Annotated in this window: 19 protein-coding genes and 1 tRNA gene; 13 read left to right on the top strand and 7 right to left on the bottom strand. The window is 57.1% G+C overall.

What is annotated here, in order from left to right; translation table 11 throughout:
* Positions 1-93 precede the first annotated feature (93 nt).
* The 6 genes from BM320_RS05660 to pdxH all read right to left on the bottom strand — a co-directional run bounded on the left by BM320_RS05660 (position 94) and on the right by pdxH (position 6,335).
* Entirely contained in the window at positions 94-327 is a 234-nt protein-coding gene (locus tag BM320_RS05660; protein WP_090197497.1) for a hypothetical protein, read from the bottom strand.
* Positions 327-3,953, bottom strand: a complete 3,627-nt coding sequence (locus BM320_RS05655; protein ID WP_090197495.1) for a vitamin B12-dependent ribonucleotide reductase — start codon at positions 3,951-3,953, stop codon at positions 327-329. The genes BM320_RS05660 and BM320_RS05655 overlap by 1 nt, the downstream gene beginning before the upstream one ends.
* A 536-nt stretch (positions 3,954-4,489) precedes the next feature.
* Positions 4,490-4,566, bottom strand: a tRNA-Pro gene (locus tag BM320_RS05650).
* 41 nt (positions 4,567-4,607) lie between these two features.
* Positions 4,608-5,084 (bottom strand): DUF192 domain-containing protein, encoded by a 477-nt coding sequence (locus BM320_RS05645; protein ID WP_242650960.1) that lies wholly within the window; start codon positions 5,082-5,084, stop codon positions 4,608-4,610.
* Entirely contained in the window at positions 5,081-5,608 is a 528-nt protein-coding gene (locus BM320_RS05640; RefSeq protein WP_090197492.1) for a cold-shock protein, read from the bottom strand. Before BM320_RS05640 ends, BM320_RS05645 begins: the two co-directional genes overlap by 4 nt.
* A gap of 121 nt (positions 5,609-5,729) precedes the next feature.
* The gene (gene pdxH / locus BM320_RS05635) at positions 5,730-6,335 is read right to left on the bottom strand and encodes a pyridoxamine 5'-phosphate oxidase (protein WP_090200394.1); all 606 of its coding nucleotides are present in this window, start codon (positions 6,333-6,335) and stop codon (positions 5,730-5,732) included.
* Positions 6,336-6,488: 153 nt separating this feature from the next.
* On the opposite strand from pdxH, the gene fabI reads away from it, so the two are divergent.
* The 6 genes from fabI (at position 6,489) to trpE (ending at position 13,098) form a co-directional block, all read left to right on the top strand.
* Positions 6,489-7,295: an enoyl-ACP reductase FabI gene (fabI, locus tag BM320_RS05630; RefSeq protein ID WP_090197490.1), complete on the top strand. Its 807-nt coding sequence runs from the start codon at positions 6,489-6,491 to the stop codon at positions 7,293-7,295.
* A gap of 2 nt (positions 7,296-7,297) precedes the next feature.
* Positions 7,298-7,912, top strand: a complete 615-nt coding sequence (locus BM320_RS05625; RefSeq protein WP_090197489.1) for a LysE family translocator — start codon at positions 7,298-7,300, stop codon at positions 7,910-7,912.
* A 24-nt stretch (positions 7,913-7,936) separates the two neighbouring features.
* Complete coding sequence (gene gpt, locus BM320_RS05620; RefSeq protein WP_090197487.1) at positions 7,937-8,443, top strand: xanthine phosphoribosyltransferase; 507 nt, start codon at positions 7,937-7,939, stop codon at positions 8,441-8,443.
* Between the two features lie 60 nt (positions 8,444-8,503).
* Entirely contained in the window at positions 8,504-9,679 is a 1,176-nt protein-coding gene (locus tag BM320_RS05615; RefSeq protein ID WP_090200392.1) for an aminotransferase, read from the top strand.
* Positions 9,680-9,744: 65 nt separating this feature from the next.
* Complete coding sequence (locus tag BM320_RS05610; RefSeq protein WP_090197486.1) at positions 9,745-11,583, top strand: peptidylprolyl isomerase; 1,839 nt, start codon at positions 9,745-9,747, stop codon at positions 11,581-11,583.
* Positions 11,584-11,589: 6 nt separating this feature from the next.
* Positions 11,590-13,098 carry an anthranilate synthase component I gene (gene trpE, locus BM320_RS05605; RefSeq protein WP_090197484.1) on the top strand — a complete coding sequence of 503 codons (1,509 nt, stop codon included), beginning with the start codon at positions 11,590-11,592 and terminating at the stop codon, positions 13,096-13,098.
* A gap of 36 nt (positions 13,099-13,134) precedes the next feature.
* Here the strand turns inward: trpE and BM320_RS05600 are convergent, their stop codons facing one another.
* On the bottom strand, positions 13,135-14,634 hold the full coding sequence (locus BM320_RS05600; RefSeq protein ID WP_090197482.1) for a divergent polysaccharide deacetylase family protein: 1,500 nt from the start codon (positions 14,632-14,634) through the stop codon (positions 13,135-13,137).
* 147 nt (positions 14,635-14,781) lie between these two features.
* Between BM320_RS05600 and BM320_RS05595 the strand changes: the two genes are divergently transcribed.
* Genes BM320_RS05595 through BM320_RS05565 form a run of 7 tightly spaced genes read left to right on the top strand, consistent with a single transcriptional unit; the run spans position 14,782 to position 20,379 of the window.
* Entirely contained in the window at positions 14,782-15,363 is a 582-nt protein-coding gene (locus BM320_RS05595) for an anthranilate synthase component II (RefSeq protein WP_090197481.1), read from the top strand.
* Positions 15,360-16,373, top strand: coding sequence for an anthranilate phosphoribosyltransferase (gene trpD, locus BM320_RS05590; RefSeq protein WP_090197479.1), 1,014 nt, complete (start codon positions 15,360-15,362; stop codon positions 16,371-16,373). Before BM320_RS05595 ends, trpD begins: the two co-directional genes overlap by 4 nt.
* Positions 16,373-17,014 (top strand): uracil-DNA glycosylase, encoded by a 642-nt coding sequence (locus BM320_RS05585; protein ID WP_090197477.1) that lies wholly within the window; start codon positions 16,373-16,375, stop codon positions 17,012-17,014. Before trpD ends, BM320_RS05585 begins: the two co-directional genes overlap by 1 nt.
* Complete coding sequence (gene trpC / locus BM320_RS05580) at positions 17,011-17,817, top strand: indole-3-glycerol phosphate synthase TrpC (RefSeq protein ID WP_090197476.1); 807 nt, start codon at positions 17,011-17,013, stop codon at positions 17,815-17,817. Before BM320_RS05585 ends, trpC begins: the two co-directional genes overlap by 4 nt.
* On the top strand, positions 17,817-18,293 hold the full coding sequence (gene moaC, locus BM320_RS05575) for a cyclic pyranopterin monophosphate synthase MoaC (protein WP_090197474.1): 477 nt from the start codon (positions 17,817-17,819) through the stop codon (positions 18,291-18,293). The genes trpC and moaC overlap by 1 nt, the downstream gene beginning before the upstream one ends.
* Complete coding sequence (locus tag BM320_RS05570; RefSeq protein ID WP_090197472.1) at positions 18,290-19,210, top strand: GIY-YIG nuclease family protein; 921 nt, start codon at positions 18,290-18,292, stop codon at positions 19,208-19,210. Before moaC ends, BM320_RS05570 begins: the two co-directional genes overlap by 4 nt.
* The gene (locus BM320_RS05565; RefSeq protein ID WP_090197470.1) at positions 19,207-20,379 is read left to right on the top strand and encodes a molybdopterin molybdotransferase MoeA; all 1,173 of its coding nucleotides are present in this window, start codon (positions 19,207-19,209) and stop codon (positions 20,377-20,379) included. Before BM320_RS05570 ends, BM320_RS05565 begins: the two co-directional genes overlap by 4 nt.
* The last annotated feature ends 1 nt before the right edge of the window (position 20,380 follow it).

The raw sequence follows: 20,380 nt of genomic DNA, 5'->3' as shown, positions 1-20,380 counted from the left end.
CTTGCTGATCAGGCTCGGTATTATACCGCTCGGATTTTTTGCCTGCGGCCTGATCCGCACCAAGGACGAACGCATCCGCCCCGGATGGATATGTTAATGCATTGAAAACAAGGCGCGGCAGGACCCGCCTGTCGTTTCGATTGCATCAACGGAATAAAGTGCATTCATCGCGGAAGCCCCGAGAAAGGCGACCGCAATTTTATTGGTATAGGCATCTGCCAGTGGACCGGCAGCATCGGGCGCAAATTGCGCCTCGACACTGCGGCCACGCAGGCGGATTTCATTGGCGTCGCAGCGGATACCAGCGATTTCGAAAACGTGTTCCATCAGCTACAGCCCGATGTGCCGCCACAGGTGTTGCATTTCATGCAAGTCCCGTTGCGCACCAAAGTGTAATTGCCGCATTCGCCACAAGGATCGCCCTCGTAGCCTTGCATCTTGGCCTTGTCGCGGGCCGAAATGCTGACGGTGCCTGTGCTGATCGCGGTTTCGGATTTTGCTGCGGGGGCGATGGTTTGGACAGTCGTTTCGGCTGTTTCTTCTGTCGCGCCGCGCATCATGACCAGATCACTTGGCATCCGTTTGCGCAGGTAGCCTGTCGATGAAATCTGCTTGAGCACCTCAAGCGACCGCGTGGCAGCGGTTTCGGTCGGGGTTTTCACGTTTGAAACGCCTTCTTCCTCGCCGCGGCCAATGTCATCAAATGATGCGCCTTCGGGTTTCACATGGGCCAGATCGGTGCGGTCCAGATAGGACACGGCCAATTCGCGGAAGATATAGTCAAGGATCGAGGTCGCATTTTTGATGCTGTCGTTGCCTTGGACCATGCCAGCCGGTTCGAACTTGGTGAATGTGAAAGCATCGACAAATTCTTCGAGCGGCACGCCGTATTGCAGCCCGACGGATACGGCGATGGCAAAATTGTTCATCATCGCGCGGAAACCGGCGCCTTCTTTGTGCATATCGATAAAGATTTCACCAAGATTGCCGTCTTCATATTCACCGGTGCGCAGGTATACCTTGTGACCGCCAACGATCGCCTTTTGCGTATAGCCTTTGCGACGCTGTGGCATTTTTTCGCGTTCGCGATTGCGCACCTCTTGGATGATCACTTTTTCGATCACTTTTTCGGCCAGCACGGCCGCCTTTTGCTGCGGCGTACCAGATTCGAGCACTTCTGCCGCTTCATCATCGTCCTCAACCAAGGCAGAGGCCAAAGGCTGCGACAGTTTGGACCCGTCACGATAAAGCGCGTTTGCCTTCACACCCAAAGACCAAGACAATTCATAGGCCTTTTGACAGTCCTCGATCGTCGCGTCATTTGGCATGTTGATGGTTTTTGAAATCGCGCCGGAAATAAACGACTGTGCTGCGGCCATCATGTGGATGTGGCTGTCAACGCTCAGATAACGTTTGCCTTTTTTGCCGCATGGGTTGGCGCAATCGAAGATGTTGTAATGCTCTTCTTTGAGGAACGGCGCACCTTCAAGCGTCATGGTTCCGCAGACATGATCATTCGCGGCTTCGATGTCTTTTTTCGAATAGCCAAGGTGACGCAGCAGATCAAATGTCGGATCATTCAGTTTCGTCGCCGGAATGCCCAGCGTTTTGGTGCAGAAATCTTCGCCCAATGTCCATTGGTTGAACACAAAACGGATATCGAATGCAGAGGCAAGCGCCGCTTCGACCTTGTCGATTTCCTGCTGGCCAAAGCCGTGACCGATCAGGGATGTGTGGTTAATCGCAGGGGCCTGACCGATAGACCCGTGGCCAACCGCATAAGAAATGATCTCTTCGATCTGCGCAGGGCCATAGCCGATTTTTTCAAGCGCAGCGGGCACAGACTGGTTGATGATCTTGAAATAGCCACCGCCAGCAAGCTTTTTGAATTTCACGAGTGCAAAGTCAGGTTCAATCCCTGTGGTGTCGCAATCCATGACCAGACCGATGGTGCCGGTCGGTGCGATCACGGATACTTGGGCGTTGCGGTAGCCGTGCTTTTCGCCCAGCTCCAGTGCTTCGTCCCATGCGGATACGGCCAATGCGATCAAGCGTTGATCAGGGCAGTTTTTGTGGTCCAAAGGCACAGGTTTCACGTCAAGCTTGTCATAGCCCGTGGTCTTGCCCAGTGCCGCCTGACGGTGGTTTTTGATGACGCGCAGCATGTGCTTGGCGTTCTTGCCATAGCCCGGGAACGCACCCAATTCGCCCGCAATTTCCGCAGATGTCGCATAGGACACGCCAGTCATAATCGCAGTCAACGCCGCGCCCATTGAACGGCCTTCGGCACTATCATATCCAAAGCCCATGTTCATCAGCAGACCGCCGATGTTTGCATAGCCAAGCCCCAGCGTGCGGAAATCATAAGACCGCTGCGCGATTTCCTTGGATGGGAACTGTGCCATCATCACGGAAATTTCCAATGTCACAGTCCACAAACGTGTGGCGTGCATATAGTCTTCGACCTGAAAATCACCGTCCTTGTAGAATTTCAGCAGGTTCATTGATGCAAGGTTACAGGCCGTATCATCCAAGAACATGTATTCGGAACAAGGGTTTGAACCGCGAATTTCACCGTCTTCGGGGCATGTGTGCCATGCGTTGACCGTGTCGTGATACTGAATTCCCGGATCAGCACAGGCCCATGCGGCATGGCCAACCTGTTCCCACAGGTCGCGGGCTTTGATGATCTTGGCGACCTCACCGTTTTTGCGGTTGATCAGCTTCCAATCGGCATCGTCTTCGACGGCTTTCAGGAATGCATCGGTGACGCGGATTGAATTGTTCGAATTCTGCCCCGACACGGATGAATAGGCTTCTGAATCCCAGTCCGTGTCATAGGTGGGGAATTCGATGCTGGTGTGGCCCTGCTTGGCGTAATCCAGCACGCGCTTGATATATGTCTCGGGGATCGCGGATTTTTTCGCGGCGCGCACGGCAGATGCCAGTGCTTCGTTGGTTTTGGTGTCATAGGCGCCGTCTGCGGTGCCGTCCCACGCCTGAATGGCGGCAAAGATGTCATTCAGATAGCGTTCGTGCATCTTGGAACCGGCGACGATGCTCGCAACCTTTTGTTCTTCGATGACCTTCCAGTTGATGAATTCTTCGATATCGGGGTGATCCGAATCGACGATCACCATCTTGGCCGCGCGGCGTGTGGTGCCGCCTGATTTGATCGCACCTGCAGCGCGGTCACCGATTTTCAGGAAGCCCATCAAACCCGATGATTTGCCGCCACCCGACAGCGGCTCGCCCGCGCCGCGCAAGGATGAAAAGTTGGTACCTGTGCCGGACCCGTATTTGAACAGACGTGCCTCGCGGACCCAAAGATCCATGATGCCGCCTTCGTTCACCAGATCATCCTGTACGGACTGAATGAAACAGGCGTGTGGCTGCGGGTGTTCATAGCTGGAGGCGGACTTTGTCAGCTCGCCCGTCTGATAGTCCACATAGTAGTGGCCCTGTGCAGGCCCGTCGATGCCGTAAGCCCAGTGCAGGCCGGTGTTGAACCACTGCGGGCTGTTGGGGGCCGCGCGCTGGGTCGCCAGCATATAACGCATTTCGTCAAAATATGTGCGCGCGTCATCCTCAGAGGTGAAATAGCCGCCCTTCCAGCCCCAATATGTCCATGCGCCCGCCAGCCGGTCGAATACTTGCTTGGCAGATGTTTCGCCGCCGAATGTTGCATCCTTGGCAGGGACAGAACGCCAGAGAAATTCAGGGACGCCTTTTTCTTTCACTTTCTTTAGCGCAGACGGCACGCCTGCCTTGCGGAAATACTTCTGCGCAATCACGTCAGATGCTACCTGGCTCCAGCCACGCGGAATTTCACAGTCATCAAGTTTGAACACAATTGTGCCGTCAGGATTGCGAATCTCGGAGGTAGTGGATTTGAACTCCAGTTCGGCATATGCGCTCTGACCGGATTTGGTGAAATTGCGTTCGATTTTCATTTGTCTGCCCCTGATTTATCGACATGCTGACGTTGCAGCGAAAAACTTGATCCTAACCGTTAAAACGGCACCTAAAAACTGCGTCCGGGGGTTCAATTGGCCAATACAATCCTGTCTGGCCAAAGCCAGCATTTCGGATGCATAATAGTGTGTGCCTCTTGAACCGCCCCCGGTTAAATCGACACTACATATTGTGGAGCCTCGACCTGCCCGCACAAACTGACGCATCTAGCCCTAGTGGGTCAACGCATTTTTAACACAAAATACTGATTAAATCTGTTGACGGCCTGTTTCCGCCACAGCCGGTTTTTTTGCACCGATTCATCCACCATTCTGTCCACAGAATCTTAATTACTGTGCAAAACCAGAAAGCCGTTTGGTTCGGCTGACTTAGTAAAAATTCTTAATAAATCAAATGAAGCATATCCCGCGAAACCATCCGCTGCGGGTCAATACGGCGCGTAAATATGGGGCGGAAATGGAACCGCCGGACGGCCTTGCGGCGATCCGGCGTTCAGGTCCAATTCTGGACTTAATGGTCGGGGCGGAGAGATTCGAACTCCCGACCCTCTGTTCCCAAAACAGATGCGCTACCAGGCTGCGCTACGCCCCGACGAGGGTTTCTCTAAACCCCGTGAACCGATTTGAAAAGACCTAATCGTCACTCTTTTCGTCACAAGGCAAAATTGCCTGTGTACCAAAGGCAGGATGCTGCAACACGTCACCCGCAGCGATGCCCAAACGCGCAGACAGGCCGCCGTTGATCTCTAGAACCACCTGAATGCCGTCGCCGCCGGGAATCGGTGTGGTATCCAAAGGAATCGCATTTTCATGAATCGCGCGAATCTCGCCATCAGGCGCCACAAATAACATATCAAGGGGAATCAATGTGTTGCGCATCCAAAAGCTGACAGCTTGCGGGTGATCATAGACAAACAGCATCCCCGACATCAGCGGCATCTGTTCGACAAACATCAAACCTTGCGCGCGTTCGGCATTGTCGTCTGCAACACTGACGTGAAAATGGGCCTGACCAAAATCGCCCCGCACCGTCACCATGTCCGGCGCGCAGGCAGCCGTGGCTGCATGTGCGCAAGTGGTGATTGCAATAGCAAGAAGTGTGGTTCTCACTTGGCCGCGACTTCCCAACCGACAACCTCGATCGCCATCCGGCCACGCTCGCCATCAACCAGCCGCAGGCCGATCGCCTCACCCGATTGCAAATCCGACAGGCCGGAACGGCGCAGCACCTCAATGTGGATAAAGACATCATCGTCATTGCCAAAAATATTGGCAAAACCAAAGCCCTTGGCCTTGTCGAACCATTTCACGCGTGCGGGTTCAATCGCACGGCTTGCGATATCTTCGGGTGAGAATTCGGCCATATCCTTAAGAGGCACAGCAGTTTCCATCCTTGGCGGCGTAATCGAAATGACTTCGACGGCCTGTAGCCCGCGTTGTGTGTCTTGTACGGCGATTTCTATCACCGAACCGTCAACGACAGATCCCTGACCAAAATTGCGCAGCACATTCGCATGCAACAAGATATCGGACCCACCTTGATCAGAAACAACAAAGCCAAACCCTTTTGCAGGATCAAACCACTTTACTAATCCTGTGACACGTTGCTGGTTGGTTGTGCCCTGCGCTTCCATTCGTATTCCCCTCAGGCACAATTTGCATCGCCCCTGTTCATTCTCAATTTTATCCCGATTTCAACCAAAAACCAAACTCAACTTAAAGCAACTTAACCATACATTGTGCGCGCGCCCGAATCTATGGGCTTAATCGCGCAACATCCCAACTTTCGCTCACCGCATTGCGTGACCACCGAAACCGGTCATGCAATCTGAACGCGCCATCCGACCAAAACTCGATCTCGAGCGGTTCAATACGATACCCTCCCCAGAACGGTGGCCGTTCCGGATTGGCCCCATGCTGCGCAGTCACTTTTGCGACCTGCGCCATAAGTGCCGCGCGTGACGACAATGGCTGTGACTGACGCGATGCCCAAGCCCCGAGCCTGCTCTTGAGTGACCGAGACCTGTAATAAGCGTCCGCTATTTGGCCATTCTCGCGACTGACGACACCTCTTACTCTAATCTGCCGCGCAAGCGACTTCCAGTGAAGAACAAATGCCGCCTTGCCGGATTGTTCGATTTCTTGCGCCTTAACGCTTTCGTAGTTTGTGTAGAACACAAATGCTGCCGGCTCAATCTCCTTGAGCAGCACCATCCGGACGTTCGGAAAACCTGTTGCATCAACACTTGCCAAAGCAATGGCATTCGGGTCGGCAGGTTCGCTTACCCGCGCCTCTTCAAGCCATTGACGCGCAATAACAAAAGGGTCTTCGCCAGCGAATATCCCTGTGCGTTCAACCATGCCTGAATGCTCTCCCAAATCCATCGTTACACGCTTAGGGTCAATCGCGGGGGCTGGCAACCTTTTTAGGTCGCATGTTCAAAAGCTTGCTGTGCTCTGTGCAATCGCCTAAACGAAGTTGACTAGTATTTTACAGCCGAAGGAACACTTGCGATGACGTCAGAGCTGATGAAGGGCAAACGCGGACTTATTATGGGTCTTGCCAACGATAAATCCATTGCCTGGGGGATCGCCAAAGCCTGTGCGGATGCCGGCGCGGAACTCGCATTTTCCTACCAAGGTGACGCGCTGAAAAAGCGGGTCGACCCGCTTGCCGCCTCTGTGGGATCGGACATTGTTTTGCCTTGTGATGTGGGCGACGAGGCGTCAATTGACGCGCTGTTTGAAAGCCTTCAGGAACGCTGGGGCAAGTTGGACTTTATCGTTCATGCCATTGGTTTTTCAGATAAAAATGAACTTCGCGGGCGGTACGTCGACACCAGCCGCAGCAACTTTCTGACCTCGATGGATATCTCGGTCTACTCTTTCACTGCTGTTGTGAACCGCGCTGAAAAGATGATGAACCCGGGCGGGTCGTGCCTGACACTGACATATTATGGCGCAGAAAAAGTCATGCCGCATTACAACGTTATGGGCGTTGCGAAAGCCGCGCTCGAGGCATCTGTGCGCTACCTTGCCGAAGACCTTGGCAAAGACAATATCCGCGTGAATGCGATCAGCGCGGGCACGATCAAAACTTTGGCCGCATCCGGCATCGGCGATTTTCGGCTCATTATGAAATGGAACGAATATAATTCGCCGCTGCGCCGCACCGTGACCCAAGAAGAGGTGGGCAAATCCGCGCTCTATTTGCTGTCTGATTTGGGTAGCGCTGTCACAGGCGAGGTCCACCATGTTGACGCCGGTTATCACGTGGTCGGGATGAAAGCCGTCGACGCGCCCGACATCACCAAGGAATAGCAATGACCTTGGCCGCCTTTGGGACCATTTGGTTCTTGCACCTGCTGGCAGCAATCAGCCCCGGCCCTGCCGTGGTGATGTCAGCGCGCACCGGTGTGATCGAAGGGATGCGCACCGGCGCGATGCTCGCAGTAGGTATCGGGCTAGGCGGTATGATCTGGGCGCTTTTGGCGCTATGCGGCTTGGCTTTCGTGTTTCAGGCCGCACCGGCGCTTTTGATCGTGTTAAAGATTTGCGGCGGCACATATTTGCTTTGGATGGCGTGGCACCTGTGGCGCGCAGCCGACGCCCCGCTTGATATGGGCGCACAAGATGCCCCGCCGCGTAGCGCGCTGTCCGCCCTGCGGTTGGGCATTGTAACGCAGCTCGCAAACCCCAAGCCAGCGGTTCTGTTTAGCGCGATTTTTCTGGGCACTGTGCCTGCGGGCACCGGTTTTTGGACCTATCTGGCGATCCTCATGATCGTCTTTGCCAATGAAACGATCTGGAACATCCTTGTCGCCCGGATATTTTCGCTTGAAAGATCACGCCAAGGCTACATAAGCCTCAAATCCATAATCGATCGCGGTTTTGGCGCGACTTTGGCGCTGCTAGGTGTCAAGATTGCCGCCACATAGCCGCCGCCCATAAGGAAATTAACGATGACCGACACACGCCTGCCGCACGAAAAAGGCTTTCATATCAGCTGGGACCAAATCCACCGCGACAGCCGCGCGCTGGCGTGGCGTCTGGATGGCAAAGGCCCTGATGATGGCGCATGGAAAGCCGTCGTTGCAATCACCCGTGGCGGCATGGCGCCTGCGATGATTGCCGCGCGCGAATTGGACATTCGCACAGTCGATACAATCAGCGTCAAAAGCTATGATCACCAAGACCAGTCAAAAGCCAAAGTGCTGAAGGCACCAGACGCCGAACTGATGGGTGACGGGACCGGCATTTTGATCATCGACGATCTGGTCGATAGCGGCAAAACGCTGGAACTGGTGCGCGAAATGTACCCGAATGCGCATTTTGCAACCGTCTATGCAAAACCCAAAGGCCGCCCGCAGGTCGACACGTTTATCACCGAAGTCAGCCAGGACACATGGATTTTCTTTCCTTGGGACATGGCGCTGCAATATGTCGAACCTTACCGCGGGACAGACTAGACCCGCCAAGCAGACCCACAAAAAATGGCTTGCGGCGCAGCCGCTCAATTGGATCAAACCATGACACTGCCCCGTACAAAAACAACTTTTGCGCCCCCCGTCATGGAGGCGCGCCGCTGGCTTGACGGGGTCACACATCCTGTGGACCGCCCACTGCTGAACGTAAGCCAAGCGGCCCCCGTAGATCCACCGCCCGCACCCTTGCGCGAAGCAATGGCGCAGATTGTGCTGACCAATCCCGATGCACATCTTTACGGTCCGGTCTTGGGTTTGCCCGCATTACGCAGTGAGATCGCAAAGCGGTGGACGCAAGCCTATGGTGGCACTGTCGGCGCGGATCAGGTTGCCATCACTTCGGGCTGCAATCAGGCATTTGCGGCGGCCATTGCCACGCTTTGCGCTGACGGGGACGAAGTCATCTTTCCTGTCCCTTATTACTTTAACCACCGGATGTGGCTGGATATGTCGGGCGTCAGCACCGTGCCGCTGCAAACCGGTGCGGGTATGGTTCCCGATGCGGACGCAGCCGCGCAACTGATCACACCGCGCACCCGTGCGATTGCATTGGTCAGCCCCAACAACCCTTGCGGGGTGGAATATCCGGCGCATGTCTTGCGCGCCTTTTTGGAACTGGCGCGCAGCCGCGGTATCGCGCTGATTGTCGATGAAACCTACCGCGATTTCGACAGCCGCACCGGCGCGCCGCATGATCTGTTTGCAGACCCTGCGTGGGACGACACGCTGATCCAACTTTATTCCTTTTCCAAAGCCTACCGGCTGACCGGTCACCGTGTGGGTGCGATCATCGCCAGTGCCGCCCGTCTGGCCGAGGTTGAAAAATTTCTGGACACAGTCACGATCTGCCCCAACCAGTTGGGCCAGCATGCAGCGCTATGGGGGATGCAAAACCTTGACGATTGGCTTGCGGGCGAACGGCTGGAAATTCTGGACCGGCGCGCGGCGATTACCGACAATTTCGGGCAACTGGCGGCCAAGGGTTGGGAGCTTTTGGGCTGTGGCGCCTATTTTGCCTACCTCAAACACCCGTTTACCATGTCATCCACTGATCTTGCGCAGCGTCTCGTGCGCGATGCCAGCGTTCTTGTCCTGCCAGGCACCATGTTTATGCCAGATGATCTGGCTGGCGGTGAAACGCAGATTCGCGTGGCCTTTGCCAATATCGACCGCGCGGGTGTGGAAACCTTGTTCAATCGGCTGGCAAACCTGCCCTACTGACCCTTGCACCCATCTGCGCAGGGCCGTATTCATGGCCCAACACAAGGGCGGAGCACGCAAGAACCATGTCAGAAAAAAAGAAAAATAAGGTCGGTCCATTGATCATCGTTGGCGTTGTGCTTGTTGGCATGGCGGGCTTTGGCTCTGGCGGGTTTACGGGCAATATCAGCAGCCTTGGCACCGTGGGTGACAAAGATGTGCCGATCAACGCCTATCAACAGCAGCTTAACCAACAGATCCAAGCCCTGTCCCAACAGTTTGGCACGCCGGTCAGCTTTCAGCAGGCTGTCGCTTTTGGTGTTGACCGCAGTGCCTTGCAGGCTGTGATCCGCAACCGCACGCTTGACAATGAAACCGCGCAGCTTGGTCTGTCGGTCGGCGACCAGCGCGTGTTTGACCAGCTCAAATCCATCCCCGCCTTCCAGGGCGCGGGCGGCTTTAACGCCGAAAGCTACCGCCTGTCGCTCCAGCAATCAGGCCAGTCAGAGGCCGCGTTCGAAACAAACCTGCGCGATGAAATGGCGCGCGTGTTGCTACAGGCCTCTGTTGTAAGCGGACTGCCCGAAATGGACAGATTTGGCGAAACCCTAATCGGCTTTATCGGTGAAAAACGCAGTGCTACTTGGGCATTTGTCGATGCCGATATGCTGACAGCGCCCCTGCCCGCCCCGACCGAGACCCAAATTCAGGATTATTATGAAGCGAACCCCGCCGCATTCACCCTGCCCGAGGCCCGCGACATTACCTATGTCTGGCTCACGCCGGATATGATCCAAGGCGAGATGGAAGTGACCGACACAGCCATCGCGCAACTATATCAGGACCGCATCGCCGAATTCATGCAGCCCGAACGCCGTCTTGTTGAACGTCTGGTCTATCTGGACGCCGCCAAAGCAGACGAGGCCCGCGCCCGTCTGGATGCGGGTGAGGTCACATTTGACGCACTGGTCGCGGAACGCGGATTGACGCTCAACGATGTCGATATGGGCGATGTCGACCAAGAAGAACTGCGCGCCGCTGGCGAGGCCGTATTTGCGGCCCAGGCCGGTGATGTGGTTGGGCCGTTCAATTCGCCGCTGGGGCCTGCCCTGTTCCGGATGAATGCGGTGCTTAGCGCGCAAGAAACCACGCTTGAAGAGGCAACGCCGGAACTGCGCGATGAACTGGCCGCGGATGCGGCGCGCGCGGTGATTTCAGGTAGCGCCGATGCGATCCTTGATCTTGTCGCGGGCGGCGCCACGCTCGAAGATCTTGCGGAACGGACGGATTTGCAGCTTGGCACCATTCGCTGGACCACCGAAGTTGCCGAAGGCATCGCCGCCTATGACAATTTCCGCGATGCCGCCGCCGCCGCACAGACAGGTTCCTTTGCAGAACTGCTGGATCTGGCTGATGGCGGTGTATTCGCGCTGCGGCTCGACGGTATTACACCGCCCACTGTGCAGCCGCTTGACGATGTGCGCGCACAGGCCGAAACCGGTGCCGTCGCGCAAATCCGGCAGGACGCCGTGCGCGCACTTGCCGAAGACATGGCCGCACAAATTGATCCCCAAACGGCGTTCGACACGCTGGGTCTGGCACAGGAATCAGGCACAGATATCACCCGCACAGGTTTTGTCGAAGGCACACCAGCTACCTTTAACACCACATTGTTTGAAGCAAGCGTTGGCGCGGTAAACGTGCTGGATGCCGGTGACCGCGCACTGATCTTGCGGCTCGATGCAATTGCCGCGCCCGATACCCAAGACGCGCTTGTTGCGGGGCAGATCGAAAGCCTTGCGCAAACTGCGACAACCGGTATCGCGCAAGATATCTTTGCTGCCTATGCAGCGCAGCTGCAAAAAGACACCGATGTGAATATCAATCAGGCCACCGTGAACGCGGTCAACGCCCAGTTCCAGTAGGTCAAAATGGCGCTTTTACCCGATTATGACAGTTTCGCTCGCGGCTATGACGCGGGCGAAAACCAGATTGTCTACACCCGCATCGCCGCCGATCTGGATACGCCGGTATCATTGATGCTGAAACTTTCAGGCGCGGGCAAGAATGCCTTTATGCTTGAAAGTGTCACGGGTGGCGAAGTGCGCGGGCGCTATTCAATCATCGGGATGAACCCTGATCTAGCGTGGGAATGCCGCGGCACGACATCGCGGATCAATCGTAACGCGCGCTTTGATGATGCTGATTTTCACGACATGGACGGTGATCCGCTGACTGCGCTGCGCGCGCTGATCGCCGAATCGCGTATTGATCTGCCCGCCGATCTGCCCGCCGCATCTGCGGGGCTGTTCGGCTATCTTGGCTATGACATGATCAGGCTGGTTGAACACCTGCCCGATGTGAACCCTGACCCGCTTGGCCTGCCCGATGCGGTAATGCTGCGCCCTTCCGTTGTGGCCGTTCTTGACGGGGTGAAAGGTGATGTGATCCTTGTTGCGCCCGCCTACGTGAACGCGGGGCTGAACGCGCGCGCGGCCTATGCGCAAGCGGCTGAACGGGTGATGGATGCGCAACGCGCGCTTGACCGCCCCACACCAGGCGAAGGGCGCGCATTGGCCGATCCGGCCCCCGTCAGCCCGCCGCAATCGAATTTCAGCCATAGCGGCTATCTGGAAGCCGTTGAAAAGGCAAAAGAATATATCCGCGCGGGCGATATTTTTCAGGTGGTGCCGTCGCAGCGCTGGACACAGGAATTCCGCGAACCGCCGTTTTCGCTTTATCGCAGTTTACGGCGCACGAATCCCTCGCCATTTATGTTTTTCTTTAACTTCGGCGGTTTTCAGGTCATCGGGGCAAGCCCTGAAATTCTGGTGCGCGTGTTCGGCAAAGAAGTCACAATTCGGCCAATCGCAGGCACCCGCCCACGCGGCGCAACCCCTGCCGAAGACAAAGCGTATGAGTTGGACCTGCTTGCGGACCAAAAGGAACTGGCCGAGCATTTGATGCTGCTGGATCTGGGCCGCAATGATACGGGTAAGGTCAGCAAGATCGGCACTGTAAAGCCAACCGAGCAGTTCATTATCGAACGCTACAGCCATGTGATGCATATCGTATCCAACGTCGTCGGCGAGCTGGCCGATGATCAAGATGCGCTTTCGGCGTTTTTCGCGGGCATGCCTGCGGGCACCGTGTCGGGCGCGCCCAAAGTGCGTGCAATGGAAATCATCGACGAGCTGGAACCCGAAAAGCGCGGTGTCTATGGCGGCGGTTGCGGGTATTTCAGCGCCAATGGTGATATGGATATGTGTATCGCGCTGCGCACTGCCGTTTTACAGGATGAAAAACTGTATATCCAGGCGGGCGGCGGCGTTGTCTATGACAGCGACCCAGAGGCCGAATATCAGGAAACCGTGCATAAATCGAACGCGATCCGCAAGGCAGCCGCAGATGCCACGATGTTCAAGCCGGGCGGAAACTAGACACGCCACGTAGGGTGGATCAAGATCCACCTTACTCTATGGCTGCACCTCGCGCAGCACAGCAGAGACCGGCGCCAGGGCCAGCTGCGACTGGTTCACAGTAACGGCCCATTCGGCAAGGGCTCCAAGCGTGCTGGCTTGTAGCTGCCCGTGCAACACCACATTGCCAGTTTGCCGCGCCCGCAGCCCCGCCTGATCCAGCCCGCGTTTGATCGCATCCGCAGGCTCGCCCGCGCTATCGATATTTCGTATGGCGGCAATCGCTGGCACGCCGGCAGCCTGTGCTGCTTGCAGCGCCCCGCCGAGCCCTTGGGGTGCCGTAACCAACCCGCGCCCGTCGGCGGCAAGAATCTGCATAACCTGTTCGGTCGCCGCGCGATTGTTGCGTAAAACGCCGCTGCCATCGGCATAAAGGATCGCGGCCTCGGGCATCAGCCCGAACACGGCTTCGAATGCCACTTCGATATCAGTGGGCACCGCCCCTGTGGGCAGCGACGCCTGCACCGCGATTTCAATTCCAGCGGCGCGGTAGGCGGCCATGCGGTCGCGCAGGTTTGGGTCAAGCGCATGCAAAACCACCGTCACCGGCATCCCCAATGCCGCGATTTCATCTGCTGCCACTTGCTGGGTCCCGTCATCAACAAGCAGCACCGCAAGAAGCGGCAATTGCGCAGGGTTTTCAAAGGCTGTGCCAAAACGCACCAGCGCCTGTTGCGCCTGTGGTTCGCGTTCGGGGGGCTCGGTTGCGATAGCGGGTGGCGCAATTAGCCCCGAAGATCCGCCCAGACGCAAAACCCGGCTTTCGCCGCTTTGCGCCGCTGCGGGCGCTGCCCCGGCGGCGGTTTGTGCGTCACTTGCGGGGTTGGATGGCGCAGGCGAGACAATCACCGGCGCAGGTGTTTGTGCAACGACTGTCGGCTCTTGTTGCGGGGTGGCTTGCGGGCGGATTTGGGGCGTAATGGCAGGTTGCGCTGAAGCAATTTCGGCAACCTGCGGCGTTGGCGTCGCGTCCTGGGCTGGGACAACCACAACCAAAGCATCTTCGGCAAGCCCTGCGACGACCGGCGCGGCGGTGTTCAGCTGCTCTGCGCGCGGCGCAGCTGGCCGCGTTGTGATCACGGCAGGCGCTTCGGGTTGCGGAATATGCGGCGGAGCAGCCGCAATTGTATCAAGCGCAGGCTCCAAAAGCGTCACAATCATGGTCGATTCGTCGTCAACCACCGGCGTATCATGCGCAGGCTCTTGTGCAGGTGTTTGCGGTGCCGTTGCGGTATCTGTATCGGCCTGAGGCAGGGCGGTTTCGGCATCAGGCGCCGCGAGCCGTGGTGCATCAGCTACATATTCGCGTGCCACCGCGGTCGGGTCCGTTCGCGTCAAACTACTGTCTGGCGCGGCAGCAACTGCTGCGGGTGCAGAAACCAGTGGCACTTGTGGCGGCATGTTCCCCGCTGGCTGTTCATTCACCAATGACACCGCGCCCAGCGTCACACTGCTAAGCCCAAGCGCCCAAATACCGCCCCGTAGACTGCCCCGCATCTTTCAATCACCCTATTCACTCAGGCACGCAAATTCGCGCCGTTCGACCTTGACGCTGCCCCGCGTGTCGGCCCATGTATAGCATTGATATATCGCGACCCGACGGGGGGACGGTACCCCTAAATGTGCAAATATTGGGAAATAGTCATGCTTTTGCTGATCGATAACTACGATAGTTTCACTTATAACCTCGTGCATTATCTGGGCGAGCTGGGTGCGCAAGTCGTTGTAAAACGCAATGACGCGCTTGATACCCAAGAAGCAATGGCCATGCGCCCTGATGCGATCATGCTTTCGCCAGGCCCTTGTGATCCGGCCCAAGCCGGCATTTGTCTGGCCCTTGTCCATGCCGCCGCCGAAGCTAAGATTCCGCTGATGGGCGTTTGTTTGGGCCATCAAGCCATTGGCGAAGCCTTTGGCGGCGATGTCGTGCGCTGTCATGAAATCGTGCATGGCAAGATGGGTGCGATGCAGCATAAAGGCATTGGCCTGTTCAAAGACCTGCCCAGCCCGTTTGACGCGACCCGCTATCATTCGCTGGTCGTGGACCGCGCCACCCTGCCCGATTGTCTGGAAATCACCGCAGAGCTGGAAGACGGCACCATTATGGGGCTGCAACACAAAACCCTGCCGATCCACGGCGTGCAATTTCACCCCGAAAGCATCAAATCCGAACACGGGCATAAATTGCTGAATAATTTCCTTCAGATGGCAAAGGTGGCAGCATGAGCGACGCAATGAAACCGCTGATCTATGCCGCCTCAGAAGGGCCGCTGTCACGCGCCCAAGCGGAACAAGCGTTCGAAATCCTGTTCAAAGGCGAAGCCACCCCCGCCCAAACCGGCGGGTTTTTGATGGCGCTACGCGCACGCGGTGAATCCGTGTCGGAATACGCCGCCGCCGCCGCTGTGATGCGCGCGCATTGTATTCCCGTCAAAGCCCCCGCAGGTGCGATGGATATCGTTGGCACTGGTGGTGACGGCAAGCACACGCTCAACATTTCCACCGCGACCGCTTTTGTTGTCGCGGGCGCAGGCGTGCCGGTGGCCAAACACGGCAACCGCAACCTGTCGTCGAAATCGGGCACAGCAGATGTGCAATCGGAACTCGGCATCAATGTTATGGTTGGTGCCGATGTGGTTGAACGCGCGATTGCCGAGGCCGGAATCGGGTTCATGATGGCCCCGATGCACCATCCCGCAATGAAACATGTCGGCCCCGTGCGGCTGGAGCTTGGATGCAAAACGATCTTTAACATCTTGGGACCGCTTACAAATCCGGCGGGCGTGAAACGGCAGTTGACCGGCGCGTTTGCGATTGATCTGATCCACCCGATGGCAGAAACCCTGCAACAGCTTGGCAGTGAAAAAGCATGGCTGGTGCATGGCAGCGACGGCACGGACGAGATCACGATCTGCGGCCCGACATCTGTGGCCGCGCTTGAAAACGGTAAAATCACATCCCGCGAAATCCATCCCGAAGACGCAGGCCTTTCCGAACACAATTTCCGCGATATTATCGGCGGCACCCCCGCCGAAAACGCCGTCGCGCTGCGCGCGCTTTTGGATGGCGCTCAGGGTGCTTACCGTGACGCGGTGCTGTTCAATGCGGCCGCTGCGCTGATTGTGGCGGATAAGGCCAGCACCCTGCCCGAAGGCGTTGAAATCGCAAGAGAAAGCATCGACAGCGGCAAAGCCAGACAAGCGGTGGACGCACTGGCGCGGATCACATCGGGCTGATGTTTGATCTGGGGCGGCTTGGCGCGTGGCGTGATCTTCCGTTTTTTGACGAAAGCCTGCCCGCGCTTGCGGCCAAATTAGACGCCGATATTCTGCCACCGCCCGCGCTGACATTTGCGGCCCTTGAGCGCTGCCAACCAAATGCGACCCGCATCGTGATCATCGGGCAAGACCCTTATCATACGCCGGACAAGGCCGACGGGCTGGCGTTTTCGATCCCCGATGGTTTTGGCGGCAGGCTTGATAGTCTTGGAAATATTTTCAAAGAGATAGAAAGCGACCTTAACGCTATCCGCCGCAAAACCAGCCTACATGATTGGGCTGATCAAGGCGTGCTTTTGCTCAACACCGCGCTGAGCGTGCCGCCTGGCAAGCCCAAGGCGCATGCAAGATTTGGCTGGTCCGATCTGGTGGTCGAGGTGATCAAGCGGCTTAATGATCGTCCGCGCGCCTATATGCTTTGGGGTGGTCCGGCGCAGACCTACGCCAAACATATTACGCCTGAAAATCTGGTTTTGACCTCGGCGCATCCGTCCCCTTTGTCCTGCCACCGCGGTTTTTTCGGGTCGCGCCCATTTTCAAAGGCCAACCAGTGGCTTATTGATCAGGGACAAGAGCCAATCAATTGGGCGGACCCATGACCGATATCCTTGAAAAGATCAAAACCTATAAGCTGGAACATGTCGCGGCCTGCAAGGCTTCTGTGCCATTATCCGAAATCGAGGCCCGCGCCAAAGATGCGCCGCCCACGCGCGGCTTTGCTGACCGTCTGTCGGACGCAGCGCGCGAAGGATACGGCTTGATCGCCGAAATCAAAAAAGCCAGCCCGTCCAAAGGGTTGATCCGCGAAGACTTTAACCCGCCCGCCTTGGCCGAAGCCTATCAGGCAGGGGGTGCGACCTGCCTGTCTGTGCTGACCGACGGCCCGTCATTCCAAGGCGACGACAGCTATCTGACTGCTGCGCGCAGCGCCGTTGACCTGCCCGCCCTGCGCAAGGATTTCATGTATGACACCTATCAGGTCGCCGAGGCCCGCGCGCTTCATGCCGATTGCATTTTGATTATTCTGGCTTCCGTCAGCGACACCCAAGCGCAAGAGCTTGAAACGGCGGCCTTTGAATGGGGCATGGATGTGCTGCTCGAGGTGCATGATGCCGCGGAACTGGAACGCGCCTGCCTGCTCAAATCGCCCCTGATGGGGATCAATAACCGCAACCTCAAGACCTTCGAAACCACGCTGGATACCACGCGCACCCTGTCGAAACTGGTGCCTGCGGACCGCACGATTGTCTGCGAAAGCGGGTTGAACACCCCCGCAGAGCTTGCGGATATGGCACGATATGGCGCGCGCACATTCTTGATCGGCGAAAGCCTGATGCGCCAAACCGATGTCGCCGCCGCGACCCGCGCCTTGCTCGCCAATCCCGCGACCGGTGGTATCTGATGCCCAAGCTCAGCCATTTTGACGCCGATGGTAAGGCGCATATGGTCGATGTCTCGGACAAGCCTGTCACTGCGCGCGTGGCCGTCGCAGAAGCGTTCATTAAAATGACCGCTACGACGCTGGCGCTTATTGTTGCGGGCCGCGCGGATAAGGGCGACGTTCTGGGCATCGCGCGCATTGCGGGCATTATGGCTGCCAAGAAAACTGCCGATCTGATCCCGCTATGCCATCCGCTGCCGATCACCAAAGTGGCAATTGATCTGACCCCCGACGATACCCTGCCCGGAATCCGGATCGTGGCCACAGTCAAAACCGGCGGACAAACCGGCGTTGAAATGGAGGCGCTGACCGCCGCCAGCACCGCCGCATTGACCGTCTATGACATGGTGAAAGCCGTGCAAAAAGACATGGAAATCGGCGGCATCCGTGTGACGCTCAAGGACGGCGGCAAATCAGGGCGATTTGAAAACCCATGACAAATGCCGGCCGTTCGCTTGAACTTTTCTTTGTTGATGGCCGTGCCGACGGGATGCTGACCGCCGAAGTATTCAACTGGACCGGCCATGTCTTGCGCACCCCGCGCACCCAAATAAAAGAGGCCCTAGCACGCCCCGAGGCAGGTTTTACCGGCGTCTATGTCCTGATCGGCGAAGATCAGAACGGCCCCCGCGCCTATATCGGTGAGGCCGAGGATATGCGCATTCGCTTGCGCGACCATGTCACAAACAAGGATTGGTGGGATGATGCGATCCTGATCAGCTCGGCTGCAAATAATCTGCACAAGGCGCATATCAAATACCTCGAATCGCGTCTGGTCGAGATCGCCCGCGACGTCGCCCATACACCGCTTGAAAACGGGAATACCCCGCCGCGCAGTAGCCTTAATGAGGCTGCCCGCGCCAATATGGAAAGCTTTCTCGATACGCTGATGATGGTGCTGCCCGCCATTCGGGTGGATCTGTTTTTGAGCAAGAAGAGTTCTTCAAAAAGCTTTGAAAGTGCTTCCAGCGATGAAGCCAATAAAATTGGCTCCCAAAGCAACACCGAAACACGGTTTCACCTCAAGGCAGGCAAAGGCGAAATTGTAGCCACTGCAACATTAAGGCTCGGTGAGTTTATTGTTCATAAAGGATCGCGGGCATCAATCGCAGTTAGGTCGTCGTGTTCCGAAGGCACAATTAGGAAACGGCAACAGTTACTCAATGCGAAGTCGGTTGTTGAAAACGATGGTTGGCTAGAATTCGTAGACGACTTTGCATTTCGCACGCCTTCTGGTGCCGCCGATTTCATCAACGGCTATAGCACCAATGGACGGATTGCGTGGAGAGAACTCGAAACGGGGAAAACATTTGCCGATTGGGAAGCCGCACAATTGGATGATGTAACACAATGATCACTGTCGACGCGGCCCTTGATAATCTCTTTGCGCTTTGCGCGCCGCTTGGATCCGAGGATGTGCCATTGACGCAGGCCGCGGGCCGCAACTTGGCGCGAGATGTCGCTGCAACCCGTGATCAGCCGCCCTTTGCGGCATCGGCGATGGATGGTTATGCGGTGCGCCGCGATGATGCCGTGGCGGGCGCGCGGCTTTTGGTTATCGGGGAATCTGCTGCGGGTCACGGGTACTCAGGGGCTGTGGGACACGGTCAGGCCGTGCGGATTTTTACAGGCGCACCACTGCCCACAGGGGCCGATTGGGTTGTGATCCAAGAGGATGTGACCCGCGCAGGTGATCAAGTCACGCTGGGGCAAGCGCTTGAAACCAAACCACATATCCGCCCGGCTGGTGCTGATTTTCGGGTCGGCGATCAGATTAAAGCCCCGCGCATCCTATCGTCCGCCGATATCGCGCTGCTGGCTGCAATGAATATCGCGCAGGTGCCTGTCACGCGCCGCCCTATCGTCGCGATTATTGCGACGGGCGATGAATTGGTCCAACCCGGAGAGACCCCCGGCCCTGATCAAATTATTGCGTCCAACAGCTATGGTTTGGCAGCAATGGTACAGCAGCTTGGCGCGCATCCGCGGCTTTTGCCGATTGCGCGCGATAATATCCCAGCGCTGGAACTGGCGTTTGATCTGGCGGCGGATGCCGATCTGATTGTGACCATTGGCGGGGCCTCTGTTGGGGATCATGATTTGGTCGGGCAAGTTGCGCAATCCAAAGGCATGCAGCAGGCGTTTTATAAAATCGCCATGCGCCCGGGCAAACCGCTGATGGCGGGGCGTATGGGCAATGCGCTGATGATCGGCCTGCCCGGCAATCCGGTATCGGCGATGGTGTGCGGCCATGTGTTTCTGGCCCCCGTGATACGGCATATGCTGGGACAAGGGGCCGCTGTGGCACCGCGCAGGATTGCCAAGCTGGCCAAAGCCATCGGCCCGAACGGGCCGCGCGAACATTATATGCGCGCGCATCTTGGCCCTAACGGTGTGACGGTTTTTGACCGTCAGGACAGCGCCCTGCTGACCGTGCTGGCCGACGCAAATTGTCTGGCCCTACGGCCCATTGACGACCCCGCCCGCGCTGCCGGTGACGAAATCGCCATTCTGCCGCTTTGAT

The organism is Yoonia tamlensis (assembly GCF_900115105.1).
Taxonomy (GTDB): domain Bacteria; phylum Pseudomonadota; class Alphaproteobacteria; order Rhodobacterales; family Rhodobacteraceae; genus Yoonia; species Yoonia tamlensis.
The sequence above is the reverse complement of the archived record's forward strand: the minus strand, read 5'-3'. Positions and strand labels throughout refer to the sequence as shown.

Coding starts and splice junctions, on each gene's coding strand:
- BM320_RS05660 (WP_090197497.1), bottom strand. CDS start 327: ATGGAACACGTTTTCGAAATCGCTGGTATCCGCTGCGACGCCAATGAA.
- BM320_RS05655 (WP_090197495.1), bottom strand. CDS start 3,953: ATGAAAATCGAACGCAATTTCACCAAATCCGGTCAGAGCGCATATGCC.
- BM320_RS05640 (WP_090197492.1), bottom strand. CDS start 5,608: ATGGAAGCGCAGGGCACAACCAACCAGCAACGTGTCACAGGATTAGTA.
- pdxH (WP_090200394.1), bottom strand. CDS start 6,335: ATGGTTGAACGCACAGGGATATTCGCTGGCGAAGACCCTTTTGTTATT.
- fabI (WP_090197490.1), top strand. CDS start 6,489: ATGACGTCAGAGCTGATGAAGGGCAAACGCGGACTTATTATGGGTCTT.
- BM320_RS05625 (WP_090197489.1), top strand. CDS start 7,298: ATGACCTTGGCCGCCTTTGGGACCATTTGGTTCTTGCACCTGCTGGCA.
- gpt (WP_090197487.1), top strand. CDS start 7,937: ATGACCGACACACGCCTGCCGCACGAAAAAGGCTTTCATATCAGCTGG.
- BM320_RS05615 (WP_090200392.1), top strand. CDS start 8,504: ATGACACTGCCCCGTACAAAAACAACTTTTGCGCCCCCCGTCATGGAG.
- BM320_RS05610 (WP_090197486.1), top strand. CDS start 9,745: ATGTCAGAAAAAAAGAAAAATAAGGTCGGTCCATTGATCATCGTTGGC.
- trpE (WP_090197484.1), top strand. CDS start 11,590: ATGGCGCTTTTACCCGATTATGACAGTTTCGCTCGCGGCTATGACGCG.
- BM320_RS05600 (WP_090197482.1), bottom strand. CDS start 14,634: ATGCGGGGCAGTCTACGGGGCGGTATTTGGGCGCTTGGGCTTAGCAGT.
- BM320_RS05595 (WP_090197481.1), top strand. CDS start 14,782: ATGCTTTTGCTGATCGATAACTACGATAGTTTCACTTATAACCTCGTG.
- trpD (WP_090197479.1), top strand. CDS start 15,360: ATGAGCGACGCAATGAAACCGCTGATCTATGCCGCCTCAGAAGGGCCG.
- BM320_RS05585 (WP_090197477.1), top strand. CDS start 16,373: ATGTTTGATCTGGGGCGGCTTGGCGCGTGGCGTGATCTTCCGTTTTTT.
- trpC (WP_090197476.1), top strand. CDS start 17,011: ATGACCGATATCCTTGAAAAGATCAAAACCTATAAGCTGGAACATGTC.
- moaC (WP_090197474.1), top strand. CDS start 17,817: ATGCCCAAGCTCAGCCATTTTGACGCCGATGGTAAGGCGCATATGGTC.
- BM320_RS05570 (WP_090197472.1), top strand. CDS start 18,290: ATGACAAATGCCGGCCGTTCGCTTGAACTTTTCTTTGTTGATGGCCGT.
- BM320_RS05565 (WP_090197470.1), top strand. CDS start 19,207: ATGATCACTGTCGACGCGGCCCTTGATAATCTCTTTGCGCTTTGCGCG.